Here is a 19,915-nt window from a genome sequence, read left to right on the forward strand (position 1 = left end):
ACGACCTGGGCGGTCGCGACACGATCGCGCAAGCATGGAGCGCATGTGGGGCGCTCGCCCCAGGTGGCGTCGCCTACCAGGTCACCGGGCAGGTCGGCGGCGGCGGGGGTGGCAGCGTCCCGTTCACCGGCGGCTGCGGGAAATACTGGGTGGTGACCTGGACGCTGGTCGCCACGTCTTCGCCGAACAGCATCAGGATCAGTTGCAACGCCTCGTCCAGGCCCGACGAGATGCCGCCGCCGGTCAGGCGGTTGCCCGAGACCACGAAGCGCGGATTGCTGGTGTCCACCTCGACCTCGCAGAAGCTCTCCAGGCAGGCGACGAAGGCCCAGTGGGTGGTCGCCTTGTGGCCGTCCAGCAGGCCGGCGCGGGCCAGCAGCAGGGCGCCCTCGCAGACCGAGCAGACCCAGGTGGCGTTCGGCGCGATCTGGCGCAGATAGCGCAGGTAAGGGTGCTCGGGATCGCTCATGATCCGGCTCAGGGTCACGGTATTGCCGCCGGGCACCCAGAGGATGTCGAGGCTGGGCGTCTCGGCGAAGCTGGCCTGGGCATCGAAGCGGATGCCGTTCAGCGACATCACAGGTTTGCCGTCTTCCGAGATCAGCACCGTCTGCAGCGGTTGCTGCTTGCCGGCCCAGTAGAACATCTCGGCGGGGCCCGCGACGTCGAGCAGGTTGACCCCTTGATAGATCGGAATGCCCAGTTTCATCCTTGCCGCTCCCTCGACCTTTGCCGTCGGGGGCAACCTTTGCGCGCGGTGTCGGCTTCGATCAACCGTTCTTGGCGTCGCCTTGCGGCGCGAGGCGGGATCGGCATAACGGTAGCGTTATCATTCGCCCGAGAGCGAAGCGGAGGACGCATGGACATCAATGGACGAACGCAAGGCCGCGGCGTGTTTTGGCGGTGGTTCGCGTCCCTGGCCTTCGCTGGGGTCCTGGCCGGGCCGGCCGCCGCGGCGCCCGCCGGCGTCAAGATGGCCCTGACCTTCGACGACCTGCCCACCCACGGCGCCCTGCCGCCGGGCGTGACCCGCATGGACGTGGCCGGGCGGCTGCTTGCCGCTTTCCACGATGCGGGGACGGGGCCGGTCTACGGCTTCATCAACGGCGTGGGCGAGGAGCGCGAGCCGGACTCGGTGGGCGTGCTGTCGCTGTGGCGCGCCGCCGGCCACCCGCTGGGCAACCACACCTGGTCCCACATGAACTTCAATTCCAACAGCCTGGCGGACTGGGAAGCCGATCTGGTCCGCAACGAGCCGCTGCTGGAACGGCACATGGCCGGCCAGGACTGGCGCTGGCTGCGCTATCCGTTCCTGGCCGAGGGCGAGACGGGCGAGAAGCACGTGGCGGCCCGCAAGGTCCTTAAGGCGCGCGGCTATCGCATCGCCAGCGTGACCACCGGCTTCGGCGACTATGCCTGGAACGAGCCCTATGCCCGCTGCATGGCCAAGGGCGACGCGGCGGCGGTGAAGGTGCTGGAGGACAGCTATCTGAAGGCGGCCAAGGACGGGCTGGACTATTCGCGGAGCCTGTCGGCCAAGCTCTATGGCCGCGACATCCCCTATGTGCTGCTGATGCACGCGGGCGCCTTCGACGCGCGGATGATGCCTCGGCTGCTGGCCCTGTACCGCGCTGACGGCGTGGAGTTCGTGTCGCTGCAGGAGGCCGAGCGCGACAGCTTCTACGCGCCCGACTTCAAGACCGAGGCGACCTCCGAGCCGACCAGCCTGGAAGTCGCCATGAAGGCCAAGGGCCTGCCGCTTCCGCCCCAGCCCGCCGCGTGGGGCGGGGCGGATCTCGACGGGATCTGCCGCTAGAGCGTGGCAGCCGAAAGTGTGAGCGGTTTCGGCGCCCGCCACGCTCCAAAGGCTAGTCGATCAGCTCGTAGGCCGGCAGGGTCAGGAACTCCTCGAGGGTGTCGTTCAGCACCATGCGCGAGAAGAGCAGGGCGGCTTCCTCCAGGCGGGGCGAGGCGAAGTCGCGGCGCAGGCCGGCCATCTCGTCGGTCAGCAGGCTGACGAACAGCTCCGAGGTCATGTCGCGGCCGTCGCCCAGGGCCGCGCCCAGGCGGATCCACTGCCACAGCTGGGTGCGGCAGATCTCGGCGGTCGCGGCGTCCTCCATCAGGTTGTAGAGCGGCACCGCGCCCCGGCCCTCGATCCAGGCCTGGGTGTAGCGCACGCCCACGCGGATGTTCTCGCGAACGCCGGCTTCGGTGCGCACGCCCTCGTGCAGCTCCAGCATCTGGGGCTGGGTGATGACGAGGTCGGCCAGTTTCTTGTCCAGCTGGTTGGGCGTGGGCATCAGGCGGTCGAAGACCTCCATGGCGACCGGCACCAGGTCGGGGTGGGCCACCCAGGTGCCGTCGTGGCCGGCGCCGGCCTCGCGTTCCTTGTCGGCGCGGACCTTGGCGAAGGCGGCCTGGTTGGCGGCCTCGTCGCCCTTGATCGGGATCTGGGCCGCCATGCCGCCCATGGCGAAGGCGCCCCGGCGGTGGCAGGTCTGGATCAGCTTCAGCGAATAGGCGCCCAGGAAGGCCTTGCCCATCACCATGGCCGAGCGGTCCGGCGTCAGGAACGCGGGCGTGCGGCCCAGGCGCTTGATGAACGAGAAGATGTAGTCCCAGCGGCCGCAGTTCAGGCCCGCCATGTGGTCGCGCAGTTCGAAGATGATCTCGTCCATCTCGAAAGCGGCCGGGATCGTCTCGATCAGCACCGTGGCCTTGATCGCGCCGTTGGGGATGCCCAGCGCGGCCTGGGCGTGGACGAACACCTCGTTCCAGAGGCGCGCCTCCAGGTGGCTCTCCAGCTTGGGCAGGTAGAAGTAGGGGCCGGAGCCTTGCGCCAAGGTGGCCTTGGCGTTGTGGAAGAAATACAGGCCGAAGTCGAACAAGGCCCCGCTGACGGGCAGGCCATCCACTTCCATGTGCTGTTCAGGCAGGTGCCAGCCACGGGGGCGGATCTTCAGGACGGCCGGGTTGGCTCCCAGCGCGTAGCTCTTGCCGGACTTGGGATCGACGTGGGCCAGCTGGCCGCTCCAGCGATCCTTCAGATTGACCTGGCCTTCGACGACATTGGCCCAGGTGGGGGAGGTGGCGTCCTCGAAGTCGGCCATGAACACCTTGGCCCCGCAGTTGAGGGCGTTGATGATCATCTTGCGGTCGACCGGGCCGGTGATCTCGACGCGACGATCCCGCAGGTCGGCCGGGATCGGCGCGACGGTCCAGTCGTTCTCGCGGATGTCGGCGGTGTCTTCCAGGAAATCGGGCAGCTCGCCGGCGTCGAACTTGGCCTGGCGCGCGACGCGGGCGGCCAGCAGCTCGCGGCGGCGGGCGTCGAACCGGCGGTGCAGGTCGGCCACGAAGGCCAGGGCCTCGGGCGTCAGCACCTCTACGGCGCGGCCTTCAATCGGACCGGTGACCTGGATGTTGGCGGCGACGTCGAGGGGCATGGCGTATCCTGTAGCTCTGTGGGGGTCTCCCGGGCGCGAAGCCCGGGAGTGAAGCGTATCGACTAGGTAGTCTTGTAGATCAGGCGCTCTTGGCGGCGCCATTGGGTCGCACGGTCGGGACGATCTGGTCGCCCCAGTTACCGGCGCCGTCGTGGTGGCGCGAGGTGCGCACCAACTCGACGGAGTAGCCGGCCGCGATGGCCCGCTGCACCGCCTCGTTCAGGCGGTGGGCGGCCTCGGCCACCCGATCGACCGCGCGTTGTTCGGCGGAGGCGTTCGGCATGGCGGCGGGAGCAAATTGCGTGGCGGACATGGTGGAATTCCTTTGATCGGGTGGTTGGGGGAAGGGAGAAGCGGTTCGCCGACTATTCGGCGGCGAACTGGTTCATGGTGTTGGCGTGGCCGCCGGCCTTCAGGGCGCGCTCGCCGGCGACCATCTCCTTGAAGGTGTCGCCCAGGTCCGAGCCGACCTCGTGCTGGTGCTTCACGGCCGAGACGCCGCGACGGATTTCCTCGCGCTGGACGGTGTTGACGTAGGCCTTCATCCGGTCGGGACCGAAGTAGCCGCGCGACAGCTCGTCCATGCTCTTGGCCGTCAGGTGGAAGGTCGGCAGGGTGATCAGGTTGTGGAACACCCCGGCCCGGGTGGCGATGTCGGCCTGGAAGGCGGCCAGGCGGGCGTCGGTTTCCTGGCCCAGGTCGCTGGCGTCGTACTCGGCCGACATCAGCGAGTTACCGTCCGGATAGCTGTCCTTGTGGATCTTGCCCTCGGCGATCCACTGGTCGCGGACCTGGCGGCGCAGGTTCAGGGTCCAGTTGAACGACGGCGAGTTGTTGTAGGTCAGCTTGGCGTTCGGCACGACCTTGCGGATCTCGGTCACCATCGAGGCGATCTCGTCGACATTGGGGGTGTCGGTCTCGATCCACAGCAGGTCGGCGCCGCCCTGGGTCAGCGAGGCGATGCAGTCCTCGATGACGCGGGCCCGGCCGGTGCCTTCCTGGAAGGCGAACAGGCCGTTGGGCATGCGCACGGGCTTCTCGAACTGGCCGTCCTTGTAGATCGCCAGTTCGCCCGGCAGGATCGGAGCGTCGGCGGTGATCGCCTCGGTCTTCAGCCACTTGATGTAGTCGGAGGCCAGGTCGCCCGGCTCCTGGCTGACCGGGATTTTCTGGGTCAGGCCAGCGCCCAGGCTGTCGGTGCGGGCGACGATCACGCCCTCGTCGACGCCCAGTTCCTCGAAGGCCAGGCGGCAGGCGCGCAGCTTCTCGATGAAGTCCTCGCGCGGCACGGTGACCTTGCCGTCCTGGTGGCCGCACTGCTTGGCGTCCGAGACCTGGTTCTCGATCTGCAGGCAGCAGGCGCCGGCCTTGATCATTTCCTTGGCCAGGATGTAGGTCGCGTTCTCGTTGCCGAAGCCGGCGTCGATGTCGGCGATGATCGGAACGACATGGGTCTCGAAGCCGTCGATGGCGGCGATCGCGGCCTTTTCGGCGACCTGATCGCCGGCCTCGCGGGCGGTCTTCAGGGCCTTGAACAGGTCGTTGATCGCCACTTCGTCGGCCTGGCGCAGCGAGACGTAGATCTCTTCGATCAGGTCGACGACCGAGGTCTTCTCGTGCATCGACTGGTCGGGCAGGTGGCCGAAGCGGTTGCGAAGGCCCGCGACCATCCAGCCCGACAGATAGACATAGGCGCCCTTGGTGGTGCCGCGCAGGCGCTTGACCGACTTGATCATCTGCTGGGCGTGGAAGCCCGACCAGCAGCCCAGCGACTGGGTGAACTTGCTGCTGTCGGTGTCGTAGGCGGCCATGTCGGCGCGCATGACGCCGGCCATTTCGCGGGCGATGTCCAGGTGGGTCGAGAAGGTGTTCTGCAGCTTCAGCTGGATGATGTCGTCCACGGCGATGCCGGCCGGCGCCACGCCTTCGGGATAGCGGGCCAGCAGCTCCTGGCGGTGTTGGGCGTAGGTCTTGCGCAGCGTCGTCATCGGTCTTGATCCCACATTAGGCGCCGATCCGGCCCGGCCGCGGGAGGTGCGGAAAGGGCGGTCGGACAAGGAAACGTTCTGATCGGGGAGGTAACGCTGCACTGCGGAATCGGTCGAACCTAATGAGGCTGATTTGTCACAAAGACACTTTGTAAAAATTGTAAATCCGTGACAAATTGACCGGATGGCGACGAACGACAAGAAGCTTTTCCTGGGCGGCCGGCTGAAGCGGCTGCGGCGCGACCTGGGCGTCACCCAGAGCCGCATGGCCGAGGACCTGGGCGTTTCGCCCAGCTATTTCAATCTGTTGGAACGCAACCAGCGGCCGGTCACGGCCCAGATCCTGCTGCGGCTGGCCGACGCCTACGACCTGGACCTGCGTAGCCTGGCGGCCGACGATCCGGGCGGCGGCGCCAGCCTGGACGAGGTGCTGGCCGACAAGATGTTCGCCGACCTGGGCGTCAATCGCCACGAGTCCGCCGAGGTGGCCGAGCTGTCGCCCGCCTTCGCCGAGGCCATGACGCGGCTCTATCGCGCCTATCTGGATCGCGGCCGGCTGATCGACCTGGGCGCCTTCGAGCGTCCGGACGGGGCGGGGGCGGCCTCGGCCCATTCGCCCACCGACTGGGTGCGCGACTTGGTCGGCTCGCAGCGCAATCACTTCGCCGAGCTGGAGGCGGTGGCCGAACGGATCGTGGCGGCCATGAAGGCCGATCCCCAGGACCTGGGTCCGGCCGTCCGCGCCCGGCTGCTGGAGCAGTTCGGCGTCCAGACCCGGGTCATGCCGGTTGAGACGATGAGTGGTTCGCTGCGGCGCTACGACCATCACCGCAAGCGGCTGATGCTGTCGGAGACCCTGGCCCCGGCCAGCCGTATCTTTTCGGTCTGCTACCAGCTGGGCCTGATGGAGGCCGGCGAGACCCTCACGACCCTGACCGACCGCTTCCAGGCGCCCGACCGCGCCACGCGCCAGCTTTTGAAGGTCTTCCTCGACAACTACCTGGCCGCGGCGATCATGACGCCGTACGAGCCGTTCCTGTCGGCCATGGAGGCCAGCGGCTACGACATCGAGCGGGTCCGCTCGCGCTTCGGTATCAGCTACGAGCAGGCGGCCCAGCGGCTGACCACCCTGAGCAAGCCCGGCTCGCGCGGGGTGCCGTTCTTCATGGTGCGGCTGGACGCGGCGGGCAACATCTCCAAGCGGTTCGCGGCGGGCCCTTTCCCGTTCTCGCGCTTCGGCGGCGCCTGCCCGCGCTGGAACGTCCACGACAGCTTCAAGACCCCGGGCCGGATCATCACCCAGGTGATCGAGACCCCCGACCGCGAGCGCTACTTCACCCTGTCGCGCACCGTCCGCCGGGTGTCGGGCCTGCAGGCGGGGCTGGAGGACGAGCTGGTGATCGGCCTGGGCTGCGAGCTGAAATACGCCGGCAAGCTGGTCCATGCTCGGGGTCTCGACATCGCCGACCCTCTGGCCGTCGAGATCGGACCGTCGTGCCGGATCTGCGAGCGTCCGGCCTGTCCGCAGCGCGCGGCGGCGCCGATCAACCGCACCCTGCTGGTCGAGGAAAATAACAAGGCGCTTTCGCCATTCCCGTTCGTTAGCTGAGCTTGGGCTTCAGCTGAGTTCGGGCGCGGTCGCCGTCGTACGCAGCCGTAGGACGCTGGCGCCGGCCGCCAGGCCCGCGACCAGCGCCGCCGTCGTCAGGGCCGCCGAGGTCGGGCGGGTCTTGTCCAGGTGGAAGAAGGCCGCCATGGCCACCGCGCCGGTCGACTGGCCCAGCAGTCGGGCCGAGGCCAACAGCCCGCCCGCCGCTCCGCTGCGCCGGCGCGGGGCCGAGGTCTGGATGGCGCGGTTGTTGGGCGACTGGAAGAGGCCGAAGCCGGCGCCGCACAGGGCCATGGGGATGGCGACGGCCCAGTCGGCCGCGCCGTGCGGCAGCAGGGCCAGCGAGACCAGGCCCGTGGCGAACAGCGACAGGCCCACCCCGCCCAGCAGTCCCGCCGGATAGCGGTCGGCGAGGCGTCCCGCGATCGGCGCGATCACGCCCACCGCGATCGGCCAGGGCGTCATCAGCAGACCGGTCTCCACCGCGCTGCGGCCGAACAGGGTCTGGATGTGGAAGGGCAGGGCCACGAAGGCCAGCATCTGGGCGATGAACGACAGGGTCGAGGTGGTCAGGGCCAGGCGCAGGGCGCGGATCTTCAGCAGGTCGATGGGGATCAGCGGCGCGGTCTGGATGCGTTCGCGGCGCACCAGCAGCACGCCCGCGACCACGCCGGCCAGGGCGAGCGCACCGGCGCGCGGACCCTCGCCCCGCGCCAGGCCCTCGACGCCCAGGAACAGGCCGCCGAAGGTGGCGGCGTTGAGCAGGACCGACACCAGGTCGATCTTCGCGCCGGACGTCGGGGTGGCGGGCAGGGCGCGCCGGCCCAGCAGGACCGCCGCCACGCCCAGGGGCACGTTGATCGCGAACAGCCACGGCCAGGTCGAGGTGGCCAGAATGGCTGAGGCCAGCGTCGGGCCGACGGCCGCCGAGACCGCGATGACCACGGCGTTCAGCCCGATGCCTCGGCCAAGTCCGGTCTGGGGATAGGTGAAGCGCACCAGGGCGCCGTTGACGCCCATGATCCCGGCCGCGCCCAGGCCCTGGATCACCCGGGCGGCGACCAGTTGGCCCAGGCTGTGCGACAGGGCGCAGGCCAGCGATCCGGCGGTGAACACCGTCAGGCCCAGGACGTAGACGCGCCGATAGCCGATCTTGTCGCCCAGCGAGGCCAGGGGCAGCAGGGCGGCCACGATGGCCAGCTGATAGGCGTTGATCACCCAGATCGAGGTCGCCGGATCGGAGCCCAGGTCGCGGGCGATGGTGGGCAGGGCGACATTGGCCACCGCGCCGTCGAGCACGGCCATGGTCATGCCCATCCAGATGGCCAGGATCGCCCAGTAGCGTCGGGGCGTGGGCAGGCCGTCCTGTTCGGGGACGGCGGGGGCGGGGGAGGCGATCACGGTCTAGTCCTCGATCTTGGCGCCGCCGTCGGCCTTGCCGCGGGCCCAGTAGCCGGCCGCCTTCATCCACTCGCGCGGATGGCCGCGTTCCTCGATCATGTATTGGCGCAGGGTGCGGGCCACGCCGCCCTCGGCCGCGATCCACACGAAGCCGTCGCCGGGCGGCGGCGTGAAGCTCTCCAAGGCGGCGCGGATCTGGGCGGCGTCGTCGCCTTGGCCATCGCGCACCAGCCAGGTCAGGCTCAGCGCGGTCGGCGATTGGAAGCTCATGACCTCCTCGGCCGTCTGGACGATCGCGATGGCCGCGACGGGCGTGCCGGGGTCCAGTTCCTCCAGCCGGCGGGCCAGGGCGGGCAGGGCGGTCTCGTCGGCGACCAGCAGGTACCAGTCGAAGTCGTTGGGCACGACGGTCGAGCCGCGAGGCCCACCGATGTCCAGGGTGTCGCCGACCTTGGCGGCGGCGGCCCATTGGGTGGCCGGTCCGGCCTCGTGCAGGGCGAAGTCGATCCACAGCTCGCCGCGCACGGTGTCGAAGGCGCGGGGCGTGAAGTCCCGCATCGCCACGCCGCCGTCGTCCGCGGCGAAGAACAGCTTGATGTGATCGTCCGGCGCGGCGCTGGCGAAGTCGTGCAGGTCGGGCGAGGTGAAGCCGATGCGCAGCATGCGGGGCGTCAGGCGCTCCAGGCTGGCCACGGTCAGGGTGCGGCGGCGAACCTCGTGACGGACGCGGCGCAGTTCGTGTCGTTGCATGGGTGGTCTGATCCTGTCGGCGGGCGCGGCAAATCCCACACCCTTTGTGATGCTATTTCGTTATATCGAAATTATAGATATATCGAAACCGGATCTGGTCAAGAGGGACGTGTCACATTTTCCGCACGCGCCGCCGCCGTCGGGGCGGACATCGCGGGCGCGCCTTGCGATCTTTCGCCAATGACCCTACTCACGGGTAAGAATTGTCATTCACGCCAAGGCTGTATGACGGGGGAGCGAGTAGATGGCGGTGGCGCTGGTTTCGGAACAGGCCGATTGCGGGCAGGACGCGCCGTGTCGCAAAAGTTCGCGCCGCCTGCAGATCCTCGAGGCGGCCGGCCAGTGCTTCCGTCAGTCGGGCTTCCATGCCGCCAGCATGGCCAGCATCGCGACGGCGGCCGGGCAGAGCGTCGGCCAGATCTACCGCTACTTCGAGAACAAGGAAGCGATCATCGCCGCCATCGTCGACCAGCACCTGGTCGAACTGCGCGAGACCTTTGACCGCCTGGAGAGCCAGCCCGGCTCGACCGCCGACCTGATCGCCGACCGCGTGCCCGAGATCCTGGCCGAGAAGCTGGACCTGGCGCGGGCCGGACTGGTGCTGGAGGTCCTGGCCGAGGCGGCGCGCAATCCCAAGATCGCCGCGATCCTGCGCGCGGCCGACGCCGAGGAGCGCAGCCTCTGCCGCTCGATCCTGGCCCGCGACCGCAAGCCCGACTGGACCGACGCCGAGTTCGAGGCCCGCTGCGATACGCTGCGCGTGCTGTTCGACGGCCTGATCTTCCGGGCGGTCAATCAGCCGAACCTCGACCAGGCGGCCTTGGCCACGGTCATCCGGTCGACCATCCACAACCTGACGCTCTGAGGCGCCAGCGTGGCGTCCCTCAGCGCGGTGTAAGGGCCGCCACGAACAGGTCCGCATAGTGCTCGCCGATCTGGCGAGGCGAGCTGGGGCCCGTCTCCTCGAACCACAGCGCCGCGGCGTTCAGGGCGCCGGCGATGGCGAAAGCGGTCATCTTGGTGTCGGTCGCGGTCAGGGTCCCGTCGCGGGCGCCGTCGTCCAGCACCCGCCGGATGCGGTCGTCCACGGTGCGCTTGATGGCCCGTAGTTCCTGGCGCAGCGGCGGCGACAGGCTGTTGTCGGGCACCCGCGTTAGGCAGCGACCGTAGATCGACAGGATCGCCTCGCCATAGGCGATGATCAGCACACGCAGGCGGGTGCGGGCGTCGGCGGCGTCGCCCTCGGACTGGCGGGTGACCTCGTCCAGGGTGTCCAGCGCCCGGCGGTAGCAGGCCGCCAGCAGGGCCTCCTTGCTTTCGCCGTAGTAGTAGATGGTCGGCTTGGTGACCTTCAGGTCGGCCGCCACGTCCTCCAACGCCGTGTTGTGGAAGCCGCGTTCGTTGAACGCCCGGGCGGCGGCCAGCAGCACGGCCTCGCGCTTGGTTTCCCGCTCCTTGAGTCGGTCGTCGGCGGTTTTCCAGGGCGAGGGCGACGCGGGCATCGATATGTCTTCACTCACGAATAGGCGGCACGGCAAGGACTTCCGATCGGACGCCCGGACGGTGAAGCCTATAGAGCCCCGGCGCGCGGCGCACCTGGGCAGGCGCAAAAAGCGGCGCGAAAACCATCGCCGTGCCGCTAACACGGCGCGGACGGCGCGGAGACGGGCCGCTATCGTGGCGACGCCGCAGACCGTCGGCTAGGCTCCGGTCGCCGCGTCCTTGAGCGGAAGGAGTCCATTCGTGCCGCATTCGTCCGAGGTCCAGGAGACGCCGTTGGCCTTCGAGGTCGAGGACGGCGTCGCGCTCCTCACCCTCAACCGGCCCGCCCAGGGCAATTCGCTGAACCCCGCGCTGCTGCTGGCGCTGGAGGCGGCTTGGGCCCGGGTGAACCAGGATCCGGAGATCGTCGCGGTGGTCCTGACCGGCGCGGGCGAGCGGCACTTCTGCACCGGCGCCGACGTCGGCGCGCTGGAGGTCGGGGTCGGCGGCCTGCAGAACCAGCCGTATGCGGCCGCCAACCGCTTCTCGCCGCGCATGTGCGCCGTGACCAAGCCGGTGATCTGCTGCGTCAACGGCCTGGTCAACGCCGGCGGCCTGCACTTCGTGGCCGACAGCGACATCGTGGTGGCCGCCGCCACCGCCCAGTTCATGGACACCCACGTCAGCGTCGGCCAGGTCTCGGCCCTGGAGTCGATCGGCATCGCGCGTCGGGCCGGCCTGGGCGCGGCCCTGCTGATGGGCCTAGTGGGCAAGGCCTATCGCATGCCCGCCGAGCGGGCCTATGCGCTGGGGATGGTCGACCTGCTGGAGCCCACCGCCGCCGAAGCCCTGGCTCGCGCCAAGGCCCTGGCCAAGGCGATGCGCGCAAATTCTCCCCAGGCCATGGCCCTGACCAAGCGGGCGATCTGGAGCGCCACCGAGCTCGCCGACCCGGCCGCGCCGGTCCACGGCTGGGAGCTCTTGAAATCCCAGTGGTCGCATCCCGATTTCGAGGAGGGGCCCAAGGCCTTCGCCGAGAAGCGCGAGCCCCGGTGGAATCCGGATCCCAACGCCCGGCGCTAGGGTTCTCTCCTGCGTCGCGCTAGGACGGGCGACATCCGTCAGTACGAATTTGCCAAAGGTGATCAAGACATGCGGCCTCAGCTGAACGATCCGGACCTTCTGCGCGAGCAATGCTGGATCGGGGGCGCCTGGACCGGCGAGCCCGCCGTGGCCGTCACCGATCCGGCCACGGGCGAGACCCTGGCCTCGGTGCCCAGCCTCGACGCGGGCGCCGTGCAGGCGGCCATCGCGGCGGCCCAGGACGCCTTGCCAGCCTGGCGGGCCAAGACCGCCGGCGAGCGGTCCAAGGTGCTGCGCCGCTGGTTCGAGGCGGTCACCGCGGCCACGGACGACCTGGCCATGATCCTGACCCGCGAGCAGGGCAAGCCCCTGGCCGAAGCCAAGGGCGAGATCGCCTACGCCGCCGCCTACATCGAGTGGTTCGCCGAGGAGGCCAAGCGGATGTACGGCGAGGTGATCCCCGCCCACCGCGCCGACAGTCGCCTGGTGGTGATCCGCCAGCCTGTCGGGGTGGTGGCGGCCATCACGCCCTGGAACTTCCCGGCGGCCATGATCACCCGCAAGATCGCCCCCGCCCTGGCGGCCGGCTGCACCGCTATCCTCAAGCCCGCCTCCCAGACGCCCCTGACGGCCCTGGCCCTGGTGCGCCTGGCCGAGCAGGCGGGCGTGCCGGCCGGCGTGCTGAACGTGGTGACGGGCTCGGCCCGGGTGATCGGCGGCGAGCTGACGGCCAGCCCGGTGGTGCGCAAGCTCAGCTTCACGGGCTCCACCGAGGTCGGCAAGACCCTGATGGCCCAGTGCGCCCCCACCATGAAGAAGCTGTCGATGGAGCTGGGCGGCAACGCCCCCTTCATCGTCTTCCCCGACGCCGACCTGGATGCGGCGGTCGAGGGCGCGATCGCCTCCAAGTACCGCAACAACGGCCAGACCTGCGTCTGCGTGAACCGCATCCTGGTCCACAAGGACGTGGCCGCCGCCTTCGAGGCCAAGCTGGCCGTGGCGGTCGGCAAGCTGAAGGTCGGCCCGGGCGTCGAGGCGGGCGTGGTCCTTGGCCCGCTGATCGACGAAGCCGCCGTCGAGAAGGTGGAGGAGCACATCGCCGACGCCCTCGAACACGGCGGGCGTCTGGTGAGCGGCGGCCATCGCCACGCGCTGGGCCAGGGCTTTTTCGAGCCCACGATCATCGGCGGCTGCACGCCGGACATGAAGGTCGCCCACGAGGAGACCTTCGGCCCGGTCGCCGCCCTGTTCGAGTTCGAGACCGAGGAACAGGCCCTGGCCATGGCCAACGACACCGAGGTGGGCCTGGCCGGCTACTTCTACGCCCGCGACATCGGCCGGATCTGGCGGGTGGCCGAGGCGATGGAGGTGGGCATGGTCGGCATCAACACCGGCCTGATCTCCACCGAGGTCGCGCCCTTCGGCGGCGTCAAGGAATCCGGCACGGGCCGCGAGGGCTCGCGCCACGGCCTGGAAGACTATGCCGAGCTGAAGTACCTGTGCATGGGCGGCCTCTAGCCGCCTCGGAAGCGGCATGACGGACCTGAGCGACCTGCTGATCGACGTCCCGCTGGAACCGCCGTTCACGGCGGAGGGACTGGCCCGGCAGGTCGCGGCCAGCCCGCACGCGGCAGCCGTCGCCGTCCAGCTGCTGCGCGACCTCGAAGGCCTCGACGTCGAGCGCGCCCTGACGCTGGAATCCCTGGCCTACGGCCTGCTGCAGGGCAGCGCCGAGCACGGCGCCTGGCTTGAGGGGCGGACGCCCGAGCCGGCGCCGCCCGGGCGGGTGGTGCTGAGCCGCGACGGGGCGGTGCTGCGGATCGTCATGGACCGTCCCTGGGCCCATAACGCCATCGACCGGGCCATGCGCGATGGGCTCTTCGAGGCCTTCACGGTCGCGGCTGCCGATCCGGACATCGCGCGGGTCGAGCTGCGTTCGGTCGGTCCGGCGTTCAGCATCGGCGGCGACCTGAACGAGTTCGGCGTCACCCGCGATCCGGCCACGGCCCATGCGATCCGCATGGAGACCTTGCCCGCCCGGCCGCTGTCGCGACGGGCTGAGATTTTCGATGTTCATGTGCAAGGCGCCTGCGTCGGCGCTGGCCTGGAGATCGCGGCGTTCGCGGGACGGGTCACCGCTTCGCCCTCGGCCTGGTTCCAACTGCCGGAGCTGGCCATGGGCCTGATCCCCGGAGCTGGCGGCTGCGTGTCGGTGGAGCGACGGATCGGGCGGCGAAGGGCGACGCTGATGCTGCTGTCGGGCCGCCGGATCAATGCGGCGACGGCGCTAGGCTGGGGCCTGATCGACGCCATCGAAGACCAGCCGCCCGTCGACCCAGGTCCCTAGAACCCGGACCGCGTCCAGCGCCTGGCGGGCCTGCGCCCACGGCCGGTCGATCAGGCACAGGTCGGCCGGCGCGCCGACGGCCACGCGCCGTCTTTGCTCCAGGGCTTCCGGCGCCCGCAGATAGAGGTCCAGCGCCTCTTCCGGGGTCAGGGCTTCGGCCTCGCCGATCGCCTCGCCGTCGCGGGTGCGTCGCGACACCGCCGCCGCCATCGACGCCCACGGATCGGGAGCGCCGTACGGCGCGTCGCTGCCTCCCGCCAGGGTCACCCCGACGTCGCGGAAAGCGGCCAGACGGTAGAGCAGGGGCTGGAGCTCGGGCTCGACATCGGCGCGGTAGACGTCGCCGCGCTCGGCCACGAAATGCGGCTGGCTGCAGACCGCCAGGCCCAGGCGGGCGACCTCGGCGACGGCGGTGTCGGGCGAGACCGAGGCGTGCTCGACCCGGTCGCCGGCCGCGACCCCGGCGGCCTCGAAGGCGGCCAGGGTGAAGACCAGCTCCACCTCGGTGGCGCAGTGCACGGCCACGCCGCGTCCCTGGGCGTGGGCGGCCTGCATAAAGGCCACGGCCTCGTCGAAGTCCGGCAATTCGGCCTCGTGCAGGTGCAGCTTGGCGGGGCCCAAACGGACCGAACCGGTTATCTGCGCCGTGGCCAGATCCAGGCGACCGGCCAGCAGGACCCGCTGGAGCAGGGCGCCTTCGGCTTGCTGGGCGGCGAAGTGGCGGGCCATGACGGCGTCGTTGGCGGGCGACATGTCGGTCAGGCCCGTGACGCCGGCCCGCGCCAGGATCGCGCCCACCGCCGCCAGGCTGGGCGGGCGGCCGCCCAGGGCCTGCTTCATCCAGGCGTCCTCGTCGAACAGCCGGCCCGTGAACCGGCCGCCTTCGCGCTCCAGGCCGGGCGGCGGCGTGTGGTCGGCCAGCAGCAGGTCCAGCGCTCGCGAATTGAGGAACCACATCCGGCCCGACCGGTGCTGCACGCGGACAGGACGATCGGCGACGATCCCGTCCAGGGCCGCGGCGTCCAGCAGGCCCGCGACGCTCTCGTGATAGGCCATGCCCCGCAGCCAGTCCGAGCCCGGCGCCGCGCGCAGGGCGTCGGCGAAGGCGTCTCGGTCCGCGACCTCGGGCGGACCGCAGCGGACCGAGGTCAGGGACGCGGCCAGGGCCGCAGCGTGGATGTGATGGTCGTGCAGGCCGGGCAGCAGCAGGCCGCCCCGGGCGTCGACCGTCCGTTCGCCTGGCCTGGCAGCCAGGACGCCGATCTCGGCGACACGTCCGCCGTCGATCCGCACGTCGGCGACCTGGCCGTTCTCGAGCTGAGTGTGGGCGATCAGCATGGCGGCAGGCTCGCCAGGCACGCGGCGGTGTCGGCGCCCCAGGCGGGCAGGGGCTGCGCGGATCGATGGCGCGCGGCGGGGAAGGGCGTTCCGGCCGCGTCGTTCCAGGCCTTAAGATCGGCCGCCAGACCTTCGGGATCGGCCTCGGCTAGCGCCTGGGCGGCCACGCCGCGCATGGAGAGGCCGAAGCGCCCGCCGCGTCCTGAGCGCCAGGCGCTCCAGGCCGTTGTCGCCGCCTGGATGCCGGTCAGCGGATCGGCGATGGCGTCGCCGACGAAGCCGCTCCGGCCGCTCGCCGCGCGCAGGGCCGCGCTCAGGCCGGCCGCCACGCCGCAGTCGTCGCCGAAGCCGATCCAGTCGGCGGCCGGTCCCTCGGCGCCGTGGCCGGTGAGGGTCAGCCATACCTGGCCGGGCTTGGCGAGGACCGAGGCGACGGCGTCGATTCCCAGTTGAAGCAGAGCCCGAGGCCGGGCCGCCTCGATGACGATGTCGGCTTGGGCGATCAGGGCCAGCAGGGCCCGGTGGTCGTCCGGATCGCGGAAATCGAGCACCACGCTGGCCTTGCCCTGGTTGAGCCGGGCGAACAGCGCCGCATCACCGTCGCGCATGGCGTCGGGCCGGGCGCGGCTCTCGACCTTGATCACCTCGGCCCCGGCCAGCCACAGCAGGTGTCCGGCCAGCGGACCGGCCCACAGGGCGGATAGGTCCAGGACCTTGGGGCGTGCGGACCGTGCGACGGCGGGCGCGCCCTCCGCCAGGATCGTGCAGGCCGGTCCCGGTGGGCTGTCCTCATGCTCGGTGGCGATGGCCAGCCCCATCGACCTGCCGCGCTCCGCCAGGGGCACGGCCTCGCATCGCGCGATCAGGGCCGCGATGGCCGCCTCGTCGGCGATATCCAGGTCGTCGGTCTCGAACAGGGCCGGCAGCAGCTCGCGGTCGGCGGGGCGGGCGAGGTTCAGGGCCACGGCGCCGTCAAGCGCGTCGTAGAGGCGGCACCCGCCGCCGGCCGAGACGCGGCCGGGAATCCGGAAGCCGCCCAGCGCCGCCCGTTCGCCCAGCAAGGTCGCGCCGTCGATGCCGGCCAGGCGCACGCCGTCTGCCTCGCGGGCCAGGGCCTGGACCCATCGGTCGGCGACGCTGGCCAGCGGGATCGGGGGGGCGACGAGGCCGGGTTTCAGAAGAGTTTGCGTACCTCTCGCCTCAGCAGCTTGCCCATCTCGTTATAGGGCAGGGCGTCGACGAATACGATGTGTTCGGGCACGCGGGAAGAGCGCAGCCGGCCCCGGATCAGGGTCTTGAGCTCGTCCTCGCTGGGCGCGCTGTGGCCCTCGCGGGCGGCCAGGGCGACGCCGACGGTCTCGCCCCATTCCACCGAGGGCACGGCCACGGCGGCGGCGTCGGCCAGGGCCGGGTGGGTCAGCAGCACGTCCTCGATCTCGCCGGGCGAGATGTTCTCGCCGCCGCGCACGATCACGTCGTCGGCCCGGCCGGCCAGGAACAGATAGCCCTCGTCGTCCAGCCAGCCGGCGTCGCGGGTGGGGAACCAGCCCTCGGCGTCCAGGGCGCTGCGCTCGCGATACTCGCCGGAGACCTGCTCGCCCCGGACATAGATCTCGCCGCGCTCGCCGGGCGGGAGAGGCTTGCCGTCCTCGTCGCGAATCTCCAGCTCGATGGTCGGCAGGGGGCGGCCCACCGAGCCCAGGCGGGCCCGCACGGCCTCGTCGGTCGCGCCGTGGGCGGCGCGGTGCTCTTCCGGGCCCAACAGGGCGACGGTCGAGCTGGTCTCGGTCAGGCCGTAGGCGTTGGTGAAGCCGCAGGCGGGGAACAGCTCCAGCGCCCGGCCGATCAGCTCCAGCGGCATGCGGCCGCCGCCATAGGCCAGGGCCTTCAGCGAGCTGACGTCGGCGCTGGCGCCCCCCTCAGCGCGTTTGGCGTCGATGCGGCCGATGATCCGCGACAGCATGGTGGGCACGACGAAGGCGTTGCTGGCCCGCTCGGCCGCGATCAGGGCCAGCCAGGCGTCGGGTTCGAAGGCCGGCAGCAGCAGGATGCGCCGCAGGGCATAGATCGAGCTGAGCAGGGCGGCGATGCCGGCGATGTGGTAGGGCGGCACGCTGACCAGCACCGCGTCCTCCTCCGGCGCCGAGGCGAACTCGACCGTGCCCAGGATGTAGGACAAGAGGTTGGAGTGGCGCAGCACGGCGGCCTTGGGGGCGGCGGTGGTGCCGCTGGTGAACAGCTGGACGGCGACGGTCTCGTCGCCTTCCTCAAGCTCGGGCCCCTCGGCGCGGGCCTCGGCCTCGGCGACGAACTCGGCCCGGGCCTTGACGACGTGGCCGACACCCGGGCTCAGGCGCTGGATCTGGGCGGCGTCGCCGACGATGTAGGCCGGGGCTACGCGGCCCAACAGGGCGGCCAGGTCGGCCTCGGCCAGGCGGTAGTTCAGCGGCACATAGGGCACACCCGCCAGGGCGGCGCCGAACAGGGCGATGGCCGCGGCCTCGCTGCTCTCGTCCAGCAGGGCCACATGGCTGCAGCCGCTCTCGCGGATGCCGCGCGCCGCGCCCACGGCCGCGCTTCGCAGCGCCGCGTAGGACCAGCGCCGCCCGTCGCAGACCAGACCGATACGATCCGGCTCCGCGTCGGCCGCCATCTGCAGGATCAGCGAGATATTCATGGGAGCAAGACTCAGTCGGAGGAGGGCAGCGGCTTGGCTTCTTTGGTCTGCAGCGCGACGCCGTCGAGCGACAGGTTGCCCTTGCCGGCCTTCACGCACAGGAACTCGACCGTGCCGGCCTCATCGACATAGCGCTTGCCGATCTGCGAGCCGGCGGAGAAGGCCGGGTCGATCTCGCCACGCTCGGCGGGACGCTTGTCGGCCATCGGCGCGCCGCCGCATTCGACGGTTCCGGCGCCCGCGCGGATCACCATCACCTCGGTGTCGCAGACGCTGCTGAGTAGCTTCATTCCAGGCTTCATGGCCGTCCTCGGTATTGATCAGGCGAGCGTCTCGGGCGCCGCTGGGCCAAGTTCTCTTCTTCTGTTCCTATTGCTTCGCCCGGGCGTATCAAGCGCGGCAACGTCGCAGGCCGAAGGCATCGCGGCGACGATGAGAGTAACGGCCCCAGCATCCCCGCGCCCTGGCGATATTAACGCTCAAGTCGAGACCTGGTCATCGCTGGGAGGATATGGTCGGTGACCCGGCCAAGTCTTCGCGAGGCCAGCCGGCCGCCGGTCGAGACGACGGCGATATGTTGGACGCGCGGCGAGGGGAGCAGGACATGACGGGCACGGTGGCGGTCACGGGCGCGGCGGGCGCGCTGGGTCGGAAGACGGCCGAGGTGCTGGCGCGGGCCGGCTGGACCGTGGTGGGCGTCGACCTCGCCGACGGTCCGTTCGAAGGCATGGCCCTGGGGCTGGGCGGCGTCGACCTGACCGACGAGGCCGCGATGAAGGCGGCGGCCGACCAGATCGAGTCGCGGTTCGGCAGGCTGGACGGCCTGGTCAACATCGCCGGCGGCTTCCGGTGGGAGCCGGTGGTCGGCGGCGAGGTCGCCACCTGGGACCGCCTCTACGCCATGAACCTGAAGACCGCCCTGGTCGCCACTCGCGCGCTGGAGCCGCTGTTGCGGGCCTCGCAAGGATCGATCGTCAACGTCGGGGCCGCCGCCTCGATCAAGGCGGCCATGGGCATGGGCGCCTATGCGGCCTCCAAGGCCGGCGTCGCCCGGCTGACCGAGGCCCTGGCCGAGGAGCTGAAGGACGTGGGCGTGCGGGTCAACGCCGTGCTGCCCAGCATCATCGACACCCAGGCCAATCGCAGCGACATGCCGGACGCCGACTTCACGCGCTGGGTGACGCCCGAGGCCCTGGCCAATGTCGTGGCCTTCCTGCTGTCGTCCCAGGCCTCGGCCGTGACCGGCGCGCTGCTGCCCGTGACCGGCCGGGTCTGATCGGGATCAAACCTACGGTATGGCGATATCTTACCGTCGGTAAGACGGTTCCGCGCCGAAACCATCGCCGCCGCCTTGTTCGCGGGGCGGGCATGGTGCATTCGGCAAGACTTGTGCTGCTTCCGCGACCAGTTTGGTCGCGGCTACATCGGAGAGCTTCATCGTGCCAAAGCTGATCGTCGTCACCCGCGAAGGCGAGGAACGCGAGATCGAGGGCGACACCGGGGTGACGGTCATGGAGATGATCCGTGACGCCGGGTTCGATGAGCTGCTGGCCCTGTGCGGCGGCTGCTGCAGCTGCGCCACCTGCCACGTCCATGTCGATCCGGCCTTCGCCGACAAGCTGCCGAAGATGACCGACGACGAGAACGACCTGCTCGACAGCTCGCCCCACCGCGACGAGCGCTCGCGCCTGTCGTGCCAGCTGCGTTTCAGCGACGCGCTGGACGGCATGAAGGTGCAGATCGCCGAAGAGGACTAGGCCTCGGCCCAGCGGCCGAAGAAGACCATGGAAT

19 protein-coding genes are annotated in these 19,915 nt (G+C 70.3%); 8 read left to right on the forward strand and 11 right to left on the reverse strand.

Translation table 11 applies throughout. The features are described from left to right. Positions 1-73 precede the first annotated feature (73 nt). A complete protein-coding gene (locus AC07OA_RS16805; protein WP_494664952.1) occupies positions 74-709 on the reverse strand; it encodes a DJ-1/PfpI family protein in 636 nt (211 codons plus the stop codon). Between the two features lie 150 nt (positions 710-859). On the opposite strand from AC07OA_RS16805, the gene AC07OA_RS16810 reads away from it, so the two are divergent. Continuing rightward, positions 860-1,816 carry a polysaccharide deacetylase family protein gene (locus AC07OA_RS16810; protein ID WP_494664953.1) on the forward strand — a complete coding sequence of 319 codons (957 nt, stop codon included), beginning with the start codon at positions 860-862 and terminating at the stop codon, positions 1,814-1,816. Between the two features lie 52 nt (positions 1,817-1,868). Here AC07OA_RS16810 and aceB read toward each other — a convergent pair whose 3' ends face one another. The 3 genes from aceB to AC07OA_RS16825 all read right to left on the reverse strand — a co-directional run bounded on the left by aceB (position 1,869) and on the right by AC07OA_RS16825 (position 5,437). Then, complete coding sequence (gene aceB / locus AC07OA_RS16815; RefSeq protein ID WP_494664954.1) at positions 1,869-3,449, reverse strand: malate synthase A; 1,581 nt, start codon at positions 3,447-3,449, stop codon at positions 1,869-1,871. A gap of 79 nt (positions 3,450-3,528) precedes the next feature. Next, a complete protein-coding gene (locus AC07OA_RS16820; RefSeq protein WP_425483867.1) occupies positions 3,529-3,762 on the reverse strand; it encodes a hypothetical protein in 234 nt (77 codons plus the stop codon). Between the two features lie 52 nt (positions 3,763-3,814). Further along, positions 3,815-5,437 (reverse strand): isocitrate lyase, encoded by a 1,623-nt coding sequence (locus AC07OA_RS16825; RefSeq protein WP_494664955.1) that lies wholly within the window; start codon positions 5,435-5,437, stop codon positions 3,815-3,817. A 184-nt stretch (positions 5,438-5,621) separates the two neighbouring features. Here AC07OA_RS16825 and AC07OA_RS16830 point away from each other — a divergent pair, with 184 nt between their 5' ends. Further along, positions 5,622-7,046 (forward strand): helix-turn-helix domain-containing protein, encoded by a 1,425-nt coding sequence (locus tag AC07OA_RS16830; protein WP_494664956.1) that lies wholly within the window; start codon positions 5,622-5,624, stop codon positions 7,044-7,046. Positions 7,047-7,055: 9 nt separating this feature from the next. Here the strand turns inward: AC07OA_RS16830 and AC07OA_RS16835 are convergent, their stop codons facing one another. Together AC07OA_RS16835 and AC07OA_RS16840 are read right to left on the reverse strand one after the other, a co-directional pair. Next, entirely contained in the window at positions 7,056-8,447 is a 1,392-nt protein-coding gene (locus AC07OA_RS16835) for an MFS transporter (protein WP_494664957.1), read from the reverse strand. A 3-nt stretch (positions 8,448-8,450) separates the two neighbouring features. Next, positions 8,451-9,197, reverse strand: coding sequence for a siderophore-interacting protein (locus AC07OA_RS16840; RefSeq protein WP_494664958.1), 747 nt, complete (start codon positions 9,195-9,197; stop codon positions 8,451-8,453). Positions 9,198-9,441: 244 nt separating this feature from the next. Here AC07OA_RS16840 and AC07OA_RS16845 point away from each other — a divergent pair, with 244 nt between their 5' ends. Next, on the forward strand, positions 9,442-10,062 hold the full coding sequence (locus tag AC07OA_RS16845) for a TetR/AcrR family transcriptional regulator (protein ID WP_494664959.1): 621 nt from the start codon (positions 9,442-9,444) through the stop codon (positions 10,060-10,062). A 19-nt stretch (positions 10,063-10,081) separates the two neighbouring features. Here AC07OA_RS16845 and AC07OA_RS16850 read toward each other — a convergent pair whose 3' ends face one another. Next, positions 10,082-10,699 carry a TetR/AcrR family transcriptional regulator gene (locus tag AC07OA_RS16850; RefSeq protein WP_494664960.1) on the reverse strand — a complete coding sequence of 206 codons (618 nt, stop codon included), beginning with the start codon at positions 10,697-10,699 and terminating at the stop codon, positions 10,082-10,084. A gap of 241 nt (positions 10,700-10,940) precedes the next feature. Here AC07OA_RS16850 and AC07OA_RS16855 point away from each other — a divergent pair, with 241 nt between their 5' ends. From AC07OA_RS16855 to AC07OA_RS16865, 3 genes are all read left to right on the forward strand, one after another. Continuing rightward, a complete protein-coding gene (locus AC07OA_RS16855; protein ID WP_494664961.1) occupies positions 10,941-11,762 on the forward strand; it encodes an enoyl-CoA hydratase/isomerase family protein in 822 nt (273 codons plus the stop codon). Between the two features lie 69 nt (positions 11,763-11,831). Beyond that, positions 11,832-13,280, forward strand: coding sequence for an NAD-dependent succinate-semialdehyde dehydrogenase (locus tag AC07OA_RS16860; RefSeq protein ID WP_494664962.1), 1,449 nt, complete (start codon positions 11,832-11,834; stop codon positions 13,278-13,280). Positions 13,281-13,296: 16 nt separating this feature from the next. Further along, on the forward strand, positions 13,297-14,109 hold the full coding sequence (locus tag AC07OA_RS16865) for an enoyl-CoA hydratase/isomerase family protein (protein WP_494664963.1): 813 nt from the start codon (positions 13,297-13,299) through the stop codon (positions 14,107-14,109). On the opposite strand, the gene AC07OA_RS16870 is transcribed toward AC07OA_RS16865, so the two are convergent. The 4 genes from AC07OA_RS16870 to AC07OA_RS16885 all read right to left on the reverse strand — a co-directional run bounded on the left by AC07OA_RS16870 (position 14,050) and on the right by AC07OA_RS16885 (position 18,414). Then, complete coding sequence (locus AC07OA_RS16870; protein ID WP_494664964.1) at positions 14,050-15,447, reverse strand: amidohydrolase family protein; 1,398 nt, start codon at positions 15,445-15,447, stop codon at positions 14,050-14,052. The genes AC07OA_RS16865 and AC07OA_RS16870 overlap by 60 nt on opposite strands. Beyond that, positions 15,441-16,538 carry a CoA transferase gene (locus AC07OA_RS16875; protein WP_494664965.1) on the reverse strand — a complete coding sequence of 366 codons (1,098 nt, stop codon included), beginning with the start codon at positions 16,536-16,538 and terminating at the stop codon, positions 15,441-15,443. Before AC07OA_RS16875 ends, AC07OA_RS16870 begins: the two co-directional genes overlap by 7 nt. A gap of 83 nt (positions 16,539-16,621) precedes the next feature. Continuing rightward, complete coding sequence (locus AC07OA_RS16880) at positions 16,622-18,124, reverse strand: class I adenylate-forming enzyme family protein (protein WP_494664966.1); 1,503 nt, start codon at positions 18,122-18,124, stop codon at positions 16,622-16,624. A gap of 11 nt (positions 18,125-18,135) precedes the next feature. Next, complete coding sequence (locus AC07OA_RS16885; RefSeq protein ID WP_494664967.1) at positions 18,136-18,414, reverse strand: hypothetical protein; 279 nt, start codon at positions 18,412-18,414, stop codon at positions 18,136-18,138. Positions 18,415-18,728: 314 nt separating this feature from the next. On the opposite strand from AC07OA_RS16885, the gene AC07OA_RS16890 reads away from it, so the two are divergent. Further along, a complete protein-coding gene (locus AC07OA_RS16890; protein WP_494664968.1) occupies positions 18,729-19,400 on the forward strand; it encodes an SDR family oxidoreductase in 672 nt (223 codons plus the stop codon). A gap of 163 nt (positions 19,401-19,563) precedes the next feature. Beyond that, entirely contained in the window at positions 19,564-19,881 is a 318-nt protein-coding gene (locus AC07OA_RS16895; RefSeq protein WP_494664969.1) for a 2Fe-2S iron-sulfur cluster-binding protein, read from the forward strand. Positions 19,882-19,915 lie beyond the last annotated feature (34 nt).

It is taken from the genome of Caulobacter sp. GW821-FHT09B08, from assembly GCF_059418225.1.